This is a genomic window from Arthrobacter sp. yr096, assembly GCF_900108925.1.
Lineage (GTDB): Bacteria > Actinomycetota > Actinomycetes > Actinomycetales > Micrococcaceae > Arthrobacter.
This window is the reverse complement of the sequence record NZ_FNYI01000005.1, coordinates 409,850-421,218: the sequence shown is the minus strand read 5'-3', so window position 1 is coordinate 421,218 and position 11,369 is coordinate 409,850. Positions and strand designations below refer to the sequence as shown.

At 63.8% G+C, this 11,369-nt stretch carries 10 protein-coding genes; 6 read left to right on the top strand and 4 right to left on the bottom strand.

Translation table 11 applies throughout. From position 1 onward, the window contains the following. Positions 1-148 precede the first annotated feature (148 nt). The 4 genes from BMY91_RS15295 (at position 149) to BMY91_RS15280 (ending at position 4,624) form a co-directional block, all read left to right on the top strand. Positions 149-1,210 carry a glutathione S-transferase family protein gene (locus BMY91_RS15295; protein WP_090823367.1) on the top strand — a complete coding sequence of 354 codons (1,062 nt, stop codon included), beginning with the start codon at positions 149-151 and terminating at the stop codon, positions 1,208-1,210. Between the two features lie 182 nt (positions 1,211-1,392). Beyond that, positions 1,393-2,529 (top strand): acyl-CoA dehydrogenase family protein, encoded by a 1,137-nt coding sequence (locus BMY91_RS15290; protein ID WP_090823365.1) that lies wholly within the window; start codon positions 1,393-1,395, stop codon positions 2,527-2,529. Beyond that, positions 2,523-3,881, top strand: a complete 1,359-nt coding sequence (locus BMY91_RS15285; RefSeq protein WP_090823363.1) for a bifunctional PIG-L family deacetylase/class I SAM-dependent methyltransferase — start codon at positions 2,523-2,525, stop codon at positions 3,879-3,881. The genes BMY91_RS15290 and BMY91_RS15285 overlap by 7 nt, the downstream gene beginning before the upstream one ends. A gap of 2 nt (positions 3,882-3,883) precedes the next feature. Further along, the gene (locus tag BMY91_RS15280) at positions 3,884-4,624 is read left to right on the top strand and encodes a glycosyltransferase family 2 protein (protein ID WP_090823510.1); all 741 of its coding nucleotides are present in this window, start codon (positions 3,884-3,886) and stop codon (positions 4,622-4,624) included. Here BMY91_RS15280 and BMY91_RS15275 read toward each other — a convergent pair. The 3 genes from BMY91_RS15275 to BMY91_RS15265 form a co-directional block, all read right to left on the bottom strand. Continuing rightward, entirely contained in the window at positions 4,621-5,199 is a 579-nt protein-coding gene (locus BMY91_RS15275; protein ID WP_090823361.1) for an adenylate kinase, read from the bottom strand. The two genes, BMY91_RS15280 and BMY91_RS15275, sit on opposite strands and share 4 nt — an antisense overlap. Positions 5,200-5,301: 102 nt before the next feature. Further along, on the bottom strand, positions 5,302-5,799 hold the full coding sequence (locus tag BMY91_RS15270; RefSeq protein ID WP_090823359.1) for an SRPBCC family protein: 498 nt from the start codon (positions 5,797-5,799) through the stop codon (positions 5,302-5,304). Continuing rightward, a complete protein-coding gene (locus BMY91_RS15265) occupies positions 5,796-6,161 on the bottom strand; it encodes an ArsR/SmtB family transcription factor (protein ID WP_090823357.1) in 366 nt (121 codons plus the stop codon). Before BMY91_RS15265 ends, BMY91_RS15270 begins: the two co-directional genes overlap by 4 nt. A gap of 147 nt (positions 6,162-6,308) precedes the next feature. Between BMY91_RS15265 and BMY91_RS15260 the strand changes: the two genes are divergently transcribed. After that, a complete protein-coding gene (locus BMY91_RS15260; protein ID WP_090823508.1) occupies positions 6,309-8,966 on the top strand; it encodes an exo-rhamnogalacturonan lyase family protein in 2,658 nt (885 codons plus the stop codon). 21 nt (positions 8,967-8,987) lie between these two features. Here BMY91_RS15260 and BMY91_RS15255 read toward each other — a convergent pair whose 3' ends face one another. Next, positions 8,988-9,866, bottom strand: coding sequence for a MurR/RpiR family transcriptional regulator (locus tag BMY91_RS15255; RefSeq protein WP_090823355.1), 879 nt, complete (start codon positions 9,864-9,866; stop codon positions 8,988-8,990). Positions 9,867-9,974: 108 nt separating this feature from the next. On the opposite strand from BMY91_RS15255, the gene BMY91_RS15250 reads away from it, so the two are divergent. Then, positions 9,975-11,369, top strand: a complete 1,395-nt coding sequence (locus BMY91_RS15250; RefSeq protein ID WP_090823353.1) for an MFS transporter — start codon at positions 9,975-9,977, stop codon at positions 11,367-11,369.

The window sequence follows — 11,369 nt, the reverse complement described above, 5'->3', positions numbered from 1 at the left end:
AATAGGATGTGACAAGCATGACAAAAGCTGTGAAGATGCGCTTCATGTTGAGACCTACGGGAACTTTCATGGGGGTGGAGCGCGTTGGGGAACAGGCGCTCCGCCACAATGATCGCGGTCCGCGGGACCGGCAACATAGGCTGAACCCATGAACCAGGAAACCCGCACGGCCGGAGAGCACAGCACCCGGGGCGCCTACGTCACAGGCAGTGAATTCACCCGGGACACCAATTACATCGAGGACCGGATCACCCGCGACGGCACACCAGGACCGCAGGGCGAGCCCGGCTGGCCGGTGGAGGCCGGGCGTTACCGGCTGATCGCTGCCCGGGCATGTCCGTGGGCCAACCGGACCGTTATTGTCCGCAGGCTCCTTGGCCTGGAGGACGTCATCAGCCTGGGCCAGCCCGGTCCCACCCATGATGCACGGTCTTGGACTTTTGATCTGGATGCCGACGGCAAGGATCCCGTGCTGGGCATCGAACGGCTGCAGGAAGCCTTCTTCCGCCGGTTCCCGGACTACCCGCGCGGTATTACGGTTCCCGCAATCGTAGACGTCCCCAGCGGGGCAGTAGTGACCAACAATTTCCCCCAGATCACCCTGGATTTCTCTACAGAATGGACCGCATTCCACCGCCCCGGGGCACCGCAGTTGTACCCGGAACACCTGCGCGAGGAGATCGACCAGGTTAACAAGCGCGTCTTCACCGAGGTCAACAACGGCGTCTACCGGTGCGGTTTCGCCGGATCACAGGAAGCCTACGACGCCGCCTACACCCGGCTCTGGAACGCCTTGGACTGGCTTGAGGAACGGCTCAGCGGGCAGCGTTACCTGGTGGGCGACTCCATCACCGAAGCCGACGTCCGCCTCTTCACCACACTGGCACGCTTCGACGCGGTGTACCACGGACACTTCAAGTGCAACCGCAACAAGCTCAGCGAAATGCCGGAACTGTGGGGCTACGCGAGGGACTTGTTCCAGACGCCGGGCTTCGGGGACACCATCGATTTTGTGCAGATCAAACAGCACTACTATATGGTGCACGAGGATATTAACCCCACCCGGATTGTCCCCGCCGGCCCGGATTTGTCCGGCTGGTTGACCCCGCATGGGCGGGAATCACTGGGCGGCAGACCGTTTGGCGACGGCACTCCGCCGGGACCTGTGAAGGCCGGAGAGGAAGTACCTGCCGGGCACGGCGCTGCCTGAAAGAACCAGCCGCACCTCCCCCGGCACAACGGCCGCACGCTGCCTCACTGGCCGCAGGCCCGGTACAACGGCCGCACACCGCTTCAGCGAACAGCCAAAAGGTACGACGACGCCCCCTCCTGCCGTCGTCTGTTCGCCATTGGTGCGCACACACTAAGGCTCCTTAGTTTAGGCTTGGCTTCATGAGCGACACCGCACCCCAGCCCGTCCGCATCTCTTCCGAACCCGTCCAACTGCAAGCGCTCGAGCCCGTCCTTGAAAGAGTGCGGGCAGCAGTAGGCGACGTGCCGGCACTGCTGGCCATCTCCGAGGACATCGGCCACACAGCTCCGCATCCTGGCGAGGGCAGCACCGGCAAGCTCTGGGAACTCCTGGCCTCCGTCACGGCCGTGGATGTGGCCGCGGGACGGGTGCTTGAACCACATCTGGACGCGGTGGCGATTCTCGCCCAATCGGGCATAGGGACGAACCCAGAAGGGGCTTGGGGAGTTTTCGCCGCGGAGGGCCCTGGGCTGAAACTTGAAGCCAAGCGGGACCACGCCGGCAATTACCTGCTCAACGGGTCCAAGCCGTGGTGCTCGCTCGCTTCACATTTGCAGGGTGCCGTGATCACGGCCCACGTGCCCGAGGACAACAGCAGGACCGCTTTCGCCGTCAACCTGAAAGACTCCGGGGTCTCCTGCGAAACTCCGCCATGGACAAGCCGGGGGCTGCGGGAAATCCCCAGCGGTACCGTTCACTTCGACCATGTTCCAGCGACACCCGTTGGCGGCGCCGCCTGGTATTTTGAGCGCCCAGGCTTCGCATGGGGAGGCATGGGCGTGGCAGCATGCTGGCTGGGCGGAGCCGTGGCCGTGGCACGCGACTTCAGGGCCGCGCTGGCGAAAGCTGCAGAAAACGGCAGGGAACCGGACCAGATCGCCCTTGCTTCCCTCGGCGAGGTGGACAGGATCATCACGTCCGTCGCCGGATATCTCGCCCAAACAGCAGAACGGATCGACGCCGGGGAGCTGTCCGGCTCCAGCGCGAAAAGCTCCAGTGTCGACGGCTCCAGCGTGGACGGCTCCAGCCCGGACGGATCAGCGCCGGAGAGCTCCAGCGCCTGGAGCGAAGCCCTGCGCGTCCGCGGCACTGTTGCCGCCGCCGTCGAGCGCGTCCAAACGGTGGTGACCAGGAATCTGGGTCCTGGACCCCTGGCTTTCAACGAGGTGTACGGAAAACGCATGGCTGACCTGTCGCTGTACATCCGGCAGCACCACGCCATGCGGGATGACGCCCAACTGGGTGCGCTGACTCTGAAGGGAGACCGGAGATGGTGACGTTCTCGCACACGGACACGGGTACGGCCGAGACGGCATGGGCCGCTTCCGACGTGACCGCCCTTCCGGAGTTACCGCTGGACACGAGCGAGCTGCGTGCCATGACCTTTGTTGTGCTGGCCGCACACCCCGACGATGAGACCCTGGGGGCCGGCGGCTTCCTCGCCACGCTGAACTCGGCCGGAGCCACAGTGAAAGTGCTGCTGTGCACGGCAGGTGAGGCCTCGCACCCGGACTCGAAAACCACGACGCCGGAACAACTTGCCGCTGTGCGGCTCGAGGAGTTCCACTCGGCAGTGTCCGGGCTGGTTCCGGGCTCCACGTGGCGCTTCCTGGAACTGCCGGACGGGCAACTGGCGGCACATTCGGCGAGCATCGCTGACGCGGTGCGCGAGGCGGCGTCGGGGCAGCGGGCCGAGGACGTGGTGATCGTGGCCCCCTACCGTTCGGATGGCCACACGGATCACGACGCCCTTGGCACTGTCGCCGCGGAAGTCGCAACAGAAGGCGGCCATGGCCTGCTGGAATACCCCATTTGGTACTGGCTGTGGGCAGGACCGGGGGACAACACGTGGAAAGACTGGGTTCGCGTGCCCCTGAGCCAGGAAGTTCAGCAAGCCAAGGCGGCCGCCATGCGCGCGCACGCCTCCCAAACAGAGCCGTTGTCAGAGCATCCGGGCGACGAAACGCTGTTGTCGGAGACGTTCCTGCAGCACTTCGAAAGGCCTTGGGAAACGTTCGCCTGGCATCCTCCAAAGGCTGGCTCCAACACCTCAGCAGATGCCGGGCGGATTTTTGACGAGGTCCACTCCAGGGAAGAGGATCCTTGGAACTATGCCACCAGCTGGTACGAGCGACGCAAAAGGGCACTGACCCTGGCGGCCCTCCCTGACGAATCCTATGAGTCAGGGCTGGAACTGGGCTGTTCCATCGGCACACTCAGCGAAGAACTCGCCCAGCGTTGCCGGCATTTCCTCGGAGTGGATGCCAGCACCGCGGCCCTGGTTCACGCGCAACGGCGGCTCGCGACGTTCCCGTCGGCAGAGGTACAACATCTGACGATGCCGCATGAGTGGCCCGATGGCACTTTCGACCTCGTGGTGTTGTCCGAGACGGGCTACTACCTTTCACCGGAAGAACTCACCGAACTCCTGGCACGGATTCAAACATCCACCCGTCCGGGAGGGACGCTGCTGCTGTGCCATTGGCGGCACCCGATCTCCGGCTGGACGCTCGATGCCGAGGCGGTCCACACCATGGCCCGCAGGCAACTCGCGTGGCCCACGCGTGGACTGTACCGGGAGAAGGACTTCATCCTGGAGGTCCTTGTTGCTCCGGACGAGGCACCATGACCATGCCGGATCCACGCACCATCATGAGCGTTGCGGTGGTGATGCCGGCCCACAACGAGGACCGGCACATCGGCTCGGCACTCGTGGCACTGAAGACGGCCGCCGATGCCCTGCAGCAGGAGCACCCGGAAGTACCGGTTTCAGTTTCAGTAGTCCTGGACAGCTGCACGGACCGCTCGGCGGACATCACCGCCGCTTACGTCGCGGGTGACTCCCGGTTCGGGGCCGTCAATGTGGAACTGCGAAGCACGGGCGCCAGCCGCGACTTTGGCATTCGCGCCTCCCTGGACGGCCTGCCCGCAGAGGAGACCGCGAAGATCTGGCTGGCCACCACGGACTCAGATTCCACCGTGCCGGAGCAGTGGCTGGTGCGTCAGGTGGAGCTCGCCAACGCCGGAGCCGATGCCATCCTCGGATCCGTTGAGCCCGACCCCGGGGACGTGGAGCCTGCCATTCTGCGCAGGTGGCTTGAACTGCACCCGTTCGTCGAGGACCATCCCCACATTTATGGGGCAAACCTGGGCATCCGCGCCTCCGCCTATCTCGCTGTGGGTGGCTTTCCCACATTGCGGGCCCATGAGGACCACGTCCTGGTGGATCGGCTACGTAGCCACGGTTTCGCCGTCACTGCAACGGACACTACCCGCGTGGTGACCTCCGGGCGGCTGCAGGCCCGGGCACCGGAGGGATTCGCGGCATATCTCCGCGCCTTGGGCGCCGAACTTCCGGCAGCAACCGGCTAGGGCGCCAAGACTTTTTCGACGGCCGCAATCGCAGCCGCGGTGATCGCTTCCCTCTCGCCGGACCCCTCCACGGTCAGCAGGATCCCGCGCTGGGAGTAAGCCATCACCACGGGCTGTGTCTCGTCCCGATACAACTCCAACCTGCGCTGAATCACGGTCTCGTTGTCGTCACTCCTGCCTTGTTCCCGGGCTCGCCGGAGCATCCGGGCAACCAGTTCGTCATCCGAGGCAGTCAGCGCGAGGACAACTTCCAGGGGCTTTCCGCGAACCGCAAGCATCTCGTCCAAGGCGCCGATCTGGATCACCGTCCGGGGATAGCCGTCCAACAGAAACCCGTCGGCGGCATCGGCTTCTTCCATGCGCTGCTTCAGCATGTCCGTGGTGACGTGGTCCGGCACGAACTCACCGCGATCCATATACTCGCCTGCTTCCAGGCCGAGTTCCGTTTTGTCCCTCACATGGGCGCGGAACAGGTCACCCGTGGAGATGGCGGGGATGCCGAAATGCCTCGCGATGTGCTCGGCTTGGGTGCCCTTGCCGGAACCCGGAGGCCCCATGATGATCAATCGCGCCATGACACTGGTCCGTTTCGAGAGGCGGCCGGGACTTAAACCATACGCCGACGACGGCGGGAGGCACCCGCCGTCGTCGGCTTCTTTTTGCTTTTGGTTCAGTCGTCAGGCGTTGGCCGGCTCCGCAAGTACGGCATCGATCTGCTCGATCGCCTCGCGCATTCCTTCTTCCATGCCCATGTCCGCCATCTTCTGCATCTGCTCCTCGGACTCAAAGCTGGAGGTGAGGGTCATCCGGGTGCGGTCACCAACAGGTTCGAGCTTCACGATGGCGTGGGTGATGCCCAGCTCGTCCACGGGCTCGCCGTGCTCGTCGGCGAAACCGTCGTCGAACTCCAAGTGGTCCGGGGCATTGATGGTGGTGAATTTCCACCAACCACGGGCCTTGGTCCCATCTGGGCCTGTCATGTAATAGGCGGCCTTGCCACCGGCGCTGAACTCGTGGGTCTCAAAAGTGGCGGGCCAGGTGGGTGGCCCCCACCAGCGTTCGAGTTGCCGGGGGTCTTCCCAGATCCTCCAGACGCGCTTCACGTCTGCGTCGAATTCAGCAACAATGGTGAAGCTCAGTGCCGCAACGTCCTTGTTTACGCTGACCACAGTCATGGCAGATCCCTTTCGTCGTCTTCAGCGAGTATGTCCGCGATCCGGCTGGCTCGTTGCCGCCAGATCATTTCGAAGTGGTCCAACAGATGCCGGGCTTTTTGCAATCCATCATGGTTTCCCCGCACGATCTGTTCCCTCCCACGCTTCTCCTTGGTCACCAGGGAGGCCCGTTCCAGGACCGCAACATGCTTCTGTACGGCCGCGAAACTCATGGTGTAGAGCGCAGCCAGCCCGGAGACCGAGTACTCCCCTGCCGTCACCCGGGCAACGATGTCCCTGCGGGTGGCGTCGGCCAACGCCTGGAACAGGCGGTCCAAGGCGACGTCTTTTTCGGGTGAGCGACTGAGCTGATCTACAACCATTTGGTTGTACGATACCGCTGGGCATGGTGAGTGTCAACGACTTTTCGGACCAGGGTTCGAGCACCCCTTGCGGGCCGCGGCACACGCGGGTAGGTTATTGAAACGTCTCAAGAAAGCGTTTTCCCAACTCCTTAGGTGGACTCGATCATGACTCAGCACGCCCCGATCAGGTGGATCGATGGCGAACCGCCCGCAGGACTCAGCGGCGGCACCACATGGGGGATGCCGTTCCAGCGCGGCACCGTTCCAGATGCAGCCGCCCTCAAAGTCCACGACGCCAGCGGCAGCACCGTCCCCGCCCAGACCTGGCCGCTCGCCACCTGGCCGGATGGCTCCCTCAAGTGGGCGGGCATCGCGTTGGGTGCTACGGATCAGCCTGCGTCGGCGTATACCGTCACGCCCCATGCAACGGAAACCCGCGACGCCGGCCCAGCATCCGCCGTCGAACACCCGGAAGTGACGGTCACCGAGACGGAGCAAACCGTAACTGTCTCCACCGGGTCCCTGGACATGGTCCTGCAGCGTTCGGGCGCAAACCTGTTCAGCAAACTGACCCGCGATGGTTCCGTGGTGGCCAAGGACGCCCGGTTGGTCAGCCTGCTGCAGCGCGGCCAGACCGAGGGCGCCGGCAGCACCACCCGTGACGCGTTCACCAGCCGGATCTCCAGCGTCACCGTGGAACAGCGCGGCCCGGTTCGCGTGGTGGTCAGGGTGGAAGGGCGCCACCGAGCCGACGCCGGCGAGCGCGAATGGCTTCCCTTCACCGTCCGCTTCTATTTCTTCGCCGGCGCCCGCAGCGTGAGGATGATGCACTCGTTCATCTGGGATGGCGACGCTGAACAGGATTACCTGGCAGGGCTGGGCGTCCAATTCACTGTCCCACTGGCCAGCGGGTTGCATGATCGGCATGTCCGGATCGCAGGCGCGGACGGGGGCTTCCTGGTTGAGGCTGTTCGAGGGCTGACCGGATTGCGGCGCGACCCTGGCGATGCTGTTCGTGCGGCGCAGATCGCTGGCCGGCCCACGCCGCCGCTCGAGGAATGGAGCCCGCTGGTCTCCGAGCGCCTCCACCTCATCCCCAGCTGGAACGATTACACGCTCACTCAACTGACCGCAGACGGCTTTGAGCTGCGCAAACGGACCGCCCCGGGCCACGGCTGGGTAGGCATTTCCGGCGGCACCAGATCGGCCGGTTTCTGCTCGGTGAGTGATCTGGGAGGCGGGCTGGGCATTGGCATTCGGGATTTCTGGCAGTCACATCCCGGCCAGCTGGACATCCGCGGTGCAGCCACCTCGGAAGCGACAATGACGGCGTGGCTGTACTCCCCCGAAGCTCAGCCCATGGATCTCCGGTTCTACCACGACGGCCTGGGCCAGGACACGTTCGAGGACCAGCTTGAGGGTCTGGAAATCACGTATGAGGACTACGAACCGGGCTTCGGGAACCCCACCGGGATCGCGCGGACGCATGAGCTGACGCTGTTCGCCTACGAGGCCACTCCCAGCACGGAATGCCTCGCTGCGGACGCGAAAGCTGCGTCCACTCCCCCGCTGCTGCAGCCCTCGCCGGAGTACCTGCACGCGGCCGGAGTCTTCGGCGATTGGGCTCCGGTGGACCGAAGCACCCCCGCGCGGGCGGAGCTGGAAGACAAGCTGGACTTCCTGTTCCACTTCTACCAAGGCCAAACGGAGCAGCGCCGCTGGTACGGGTTCTGGAACTACGGCGATGTGATGCACACCTACGACACCGACCGGCACGTGTGGCGCTACGACGTTGGCGGCTACGCGTGGGACAACTCCGAACTCTCGCCGGACCTCTGGCTGTGGTACATGTACCTGCGCAGCGGCCGCGCAGATGTGTTCCGCTATGCCGAGGCCATGACCCGCCACACCGGAGAGGTGGACGTCTACCATCTGGGCCCCTGGCGCGGCCTGGGTTCCCGACACAATGTGCAGCACTGGGGCTGCAGTGCAAAGCAATTGCGCATCAGCACCCCGGCCTACCGGCGGTTCTACTATTACCTCACGGCGGATGAGCGCACGGGCGATCTCCTCACCGAGCTGGTGGACAGCGACCAGAACTTCCTGGGACTGGACCCCGTCCGCAAGGTACGTCCCGACGCCGACACCTACCGTCCGGACCGGGGCGCCTTGGGTGTGGGGCTCGGTACTGACTGGGGTTCGCTCGCTGCCACCTGGCTCACTGATTGGGAACGCACCGGCAACCCCCGCTCCCGCGATCGGCTGCTGGGAACCATGGCAGACATTGGAGCGCTGAAGTACGGGTTCCTCACCGGCGAGGCGCTTTACGACCTGGATAAGGGAAGGTTCGACGTCGGCAGGGAAGTCATCAGCGTCTCGCACCTGAGCGCCGTGTTCGGCTTGGTGGAAATCTGCAGCGAACTCATCAGCTTGGTGGACGACAAGCACTTCGAAGAAGCCTGGATGCAGTATTGCCGGCTGTTCCTGGCCACCCCGACGGAACAGATCGCGGAGGTTGGGCAGCCGCTGGCGGGGATCTACCTCACCCAGGCGCACAGCAGGCTCACGGCCTACGCTGCCGCCCGGCTGGGTTCTCCGGAGCTTGCAGGTTTGGCGTGGGAAAGCTTTGCCGAAGGTGGCGAAAACCTGAACCACGCCGAGGCTTTCACTGTGAGGACCATCCTGCCGCCCTATGTGCTCCAGCCCGTGGACGAGGCTCCCACAGTGTCCACCAATGACACTGCCCAGTTCGGCCTGGCCGTCATCCAAAACCTGGCCCTCATCGGCGGTGACTTGCCCACCCAGGAGGTGCCGGCGTCGTAATTTGCGTTGCCTCGTGACCCTCTAGGACGTCGAACGCGGGTGCATGATCCGCATCTGGTCCCACGTCCGCTCCGAGGCAGCAATGTTTTGGTTGGAGCGTTCGCGGTCCAGGGAAGCAAGCTCGACGGCGATCGCCTGGACCGCGGCAACGGCACCCGTCAGGGACGGGAAGAAACCCGCGCCTTCTGTGGGCACCACAATCCTGTGTTCAGCGTGCACTGCTACGGGCGAGCCGGCGCTGTCCGTGATGGACACAATGGGCGTGCCCAGGTTGTGGGCGATCTCCACGGCGCGCATGGTGCTGTCGTATACCCGCCAGAGACTGATGGCGATCACCAGGTCTTCTGCACCAAGCCGTGCAATGGCGTTGGTGAGGGCAGCGACGTCGGCATCAAGGAGCCGGACGTTGTATCCGGCGATGATGGCGTTGTGCTCCAGCGCCTTTCCGGGGATGGCGTAACTGCCTGCCGCGACGATGAACGTCTGCCGCGCACCGGCAATCGCCGTCGCAATATTGTGGACGGCGTCGGTGTCCAAAGTGCGCTCAAAATGGGCCAAATTGGCACGGTCCGTGGACACCGCAGCCTGTGCAGGACTGCTGATGTGGCCGTTGTGTTCAGCTGCCACTTCCACAGCGCTCAGTGATGCCAAGAACCGTGAACGCAGCTCAAATTGGAAGTCGGCCCACCCCTTGAATCCCAGTGTTTGCGCGGTTCTGGTGACGGTGGAGGCGTTGGATGCGGCCACGGCAGCGATGTCGCTGACCGAGCCGTAGGACGCAAGCCGGGGCTGGGATCGGAGGATGCCAATCACCTGCATTTGGCGCGCCGCGAGCTTCCGTCCCTGGACACGGCTGTCCAGCCACTCAGTCAACGTTGACGAGTTGAAATCTTCTTCCACCTATTGACCTACCTCACACTTTGGCCTTAACTTCAATACATCGCATCTGCACAGACTTGTGCATATTCCTCAAAATGTACAACTTGGCCCACTTTGGCAGGAATCACCATGTCTCTCACAGCACGCCTGGATCGTCTGGCTCTCAGTCGACCACACTACAAGCTTCTCCTCATTGGAGGCCTCGGCTACTCGTTCGACGGTATGGACGGAGCAGTGGTCGCCTTCCTGCTCCCCCGCATCCAGGAACTGTGGGGCCTCAGCACCGCCAGCCTGGGATTGGTAGGCTCGGCGGCCCCGTTCGGCTTCTTCTTCGGCGCAATCCTGGCAGGGTGGATGGGCGACCGCTTCGGCCGAAAGAAGGTCATGCTGTGGGCTCTGGCCTTCTACTGCCTCATGTCGGTGGTCGCGGCCATGGCCCCCAACTTCGAAATCTTCCTGATTGCACGGATCTTTGCAGGATTGGGAGCAGGCGCTGAAAGCGTGATCATCGCACCGTTCCTGTCCGAGTTCATCCCCCCGAAGCGCCGCGGCTGGTTCATCGGAACCCTGGCAGGATTCTTCTCCTTTGGCTTCGTGGCTGCCGCACTGATCGGACGCTTCGTTGTCCCCATGAGCGCGGACGGCTGGCGTTGGGCGCAGGTCATCACCGCAGTTCCCATCCTCCTCCTGCTCTGGTGGCGCCGAAGCCTGCCCGAATCACCGCGCTACCTCATCAGCCGTGGCCGCATCGCGGAAGCCACGGAAGTGGTGGATCGATTTGAGCAGAGCGTCGTCAAAGCCACCGGAAAGCCCCTTGCACCCCTGCCGGCCGCCGAGGAAGAGATCACCAAGCACGAACAAAAGATCAGCGTCTGGAATGCGCTGAAATTCATGTGGTCCAAGGCAATGCGCCGCCGGACAGCGGTGATCTGGCTGATCTGGTTCGTGATCACCTTCTCCTACTACGGCTTCTTCTCCTGGATCCCCACCCTCCTGGTGGGCCGTGGAATCACCATCACCAAGAGCTTCGAGTTCTCCATCCTGATCTACCTGGCGCAGATCCCCGGCTACTTCTCCGCCGCGTGGTTGTGTGACCGGATCGATCGCAAGAACACCATCGCGCTGTACCTCGCAGGATCGGCCATCAGCGCGTTCTGGCTGAGCCAATCCAACGATTCCGGCATGATCCTGCTGGCCGCCGCCACGTTGTCCTTCTTCTTCAACGGCACCTACGCCGGCGTCTACGCCTACACCCCGGAGCTCTTCCCCACCTGGATGCGTGCCACGGGTGTTGGCCTGGCCAGCGCAGTGGGCCGCATCGGCAGCATCCTGGCACCGTCCATCATCGGCATCTTCGCCGCTTCCCTCGGCTTCGGCGGAGTGTTCACCATGACCACCGTGGTGCTGACCATCGGAGTCCTGGGTGTGGTGATCTTCGGAGCGTCCACGGCAGGCAAGTCCTTGGAGGACATCAACGCCCGTGCAGAGCACGATCCTGCAGCGGCAGGGACCACCAGCAAATGA

What these genes read in the sequence shown, in the direction of transcription:
- BMY91_RS15260 (WP_090823508.1), top strand. Translation starts at nt 6,309, where the DNA reads ATGACTCAGCACGCCCCGATCAGGTGGATCGATGGCGAACCGCCCGCA.
- BMY91_RS15270 (WP_090823359.1), bottom strand. Translation starts at nt 5,799, where the DNA reads ATGACTGTGGTCAGCGTAAACAAGGACGTTGCGGCACTGAGCTTCACC.
- BMY91_RS15265 (WP_090823357.1), bottom strand. Translation starts at nt 6,161, where the DNA reads ATGGTTGTAGATCAGCTCAGTCGCTCACCCGAAAAAGACGTCGCCTTG.
- BMY91_RS15275 (WP_090823361.1), bottom strand. Translation starts at nt 5,199, where the DNA reads ATGGCGCGATTGATCATCATGGGGCCTCCGGGTTCCGGCAAGGGCACC.
- BMY91_RS15285 (WP_090823363.1), top strand. Translation starts at nt 2,523, where the DNA reads ATGGTGACGTTCTCGCACACGGACACGGGTACGGCCGAGACGGCATGG.
- BMY91_RS15250 (WP_090823353.1), top strand. Translation starts at nt 9,975, where the DNA reads ATGTCTCTCACAGCACGCCTGGATCGTCTGGCTCTCAGTCGACCACAC.
- BMY91_RS15290 (WP_090823365.1), top strand. Translation starts at nt 1,393, where the DNA reads ATGAGCGACACCGCACCCCAGCCCGTCCGCATCTCTTCCGAACCCGTC.
- BMY91_RS15280 (WP_090823510.1), top strand. Translation starts at nt 3,884, where the DNA reads ATGCCGGATCCACGCACCATCATGAGCGTTGCGGTGGTGATGCCGGCC.
- BMY91_RS15295 (WP_090823367.1), top strand. Translation starts at nt 149, where the DNA reads ATGAACCAGGAAACCCGCACGGCCGGAGAGCACAGCACCCGGGGCGCC.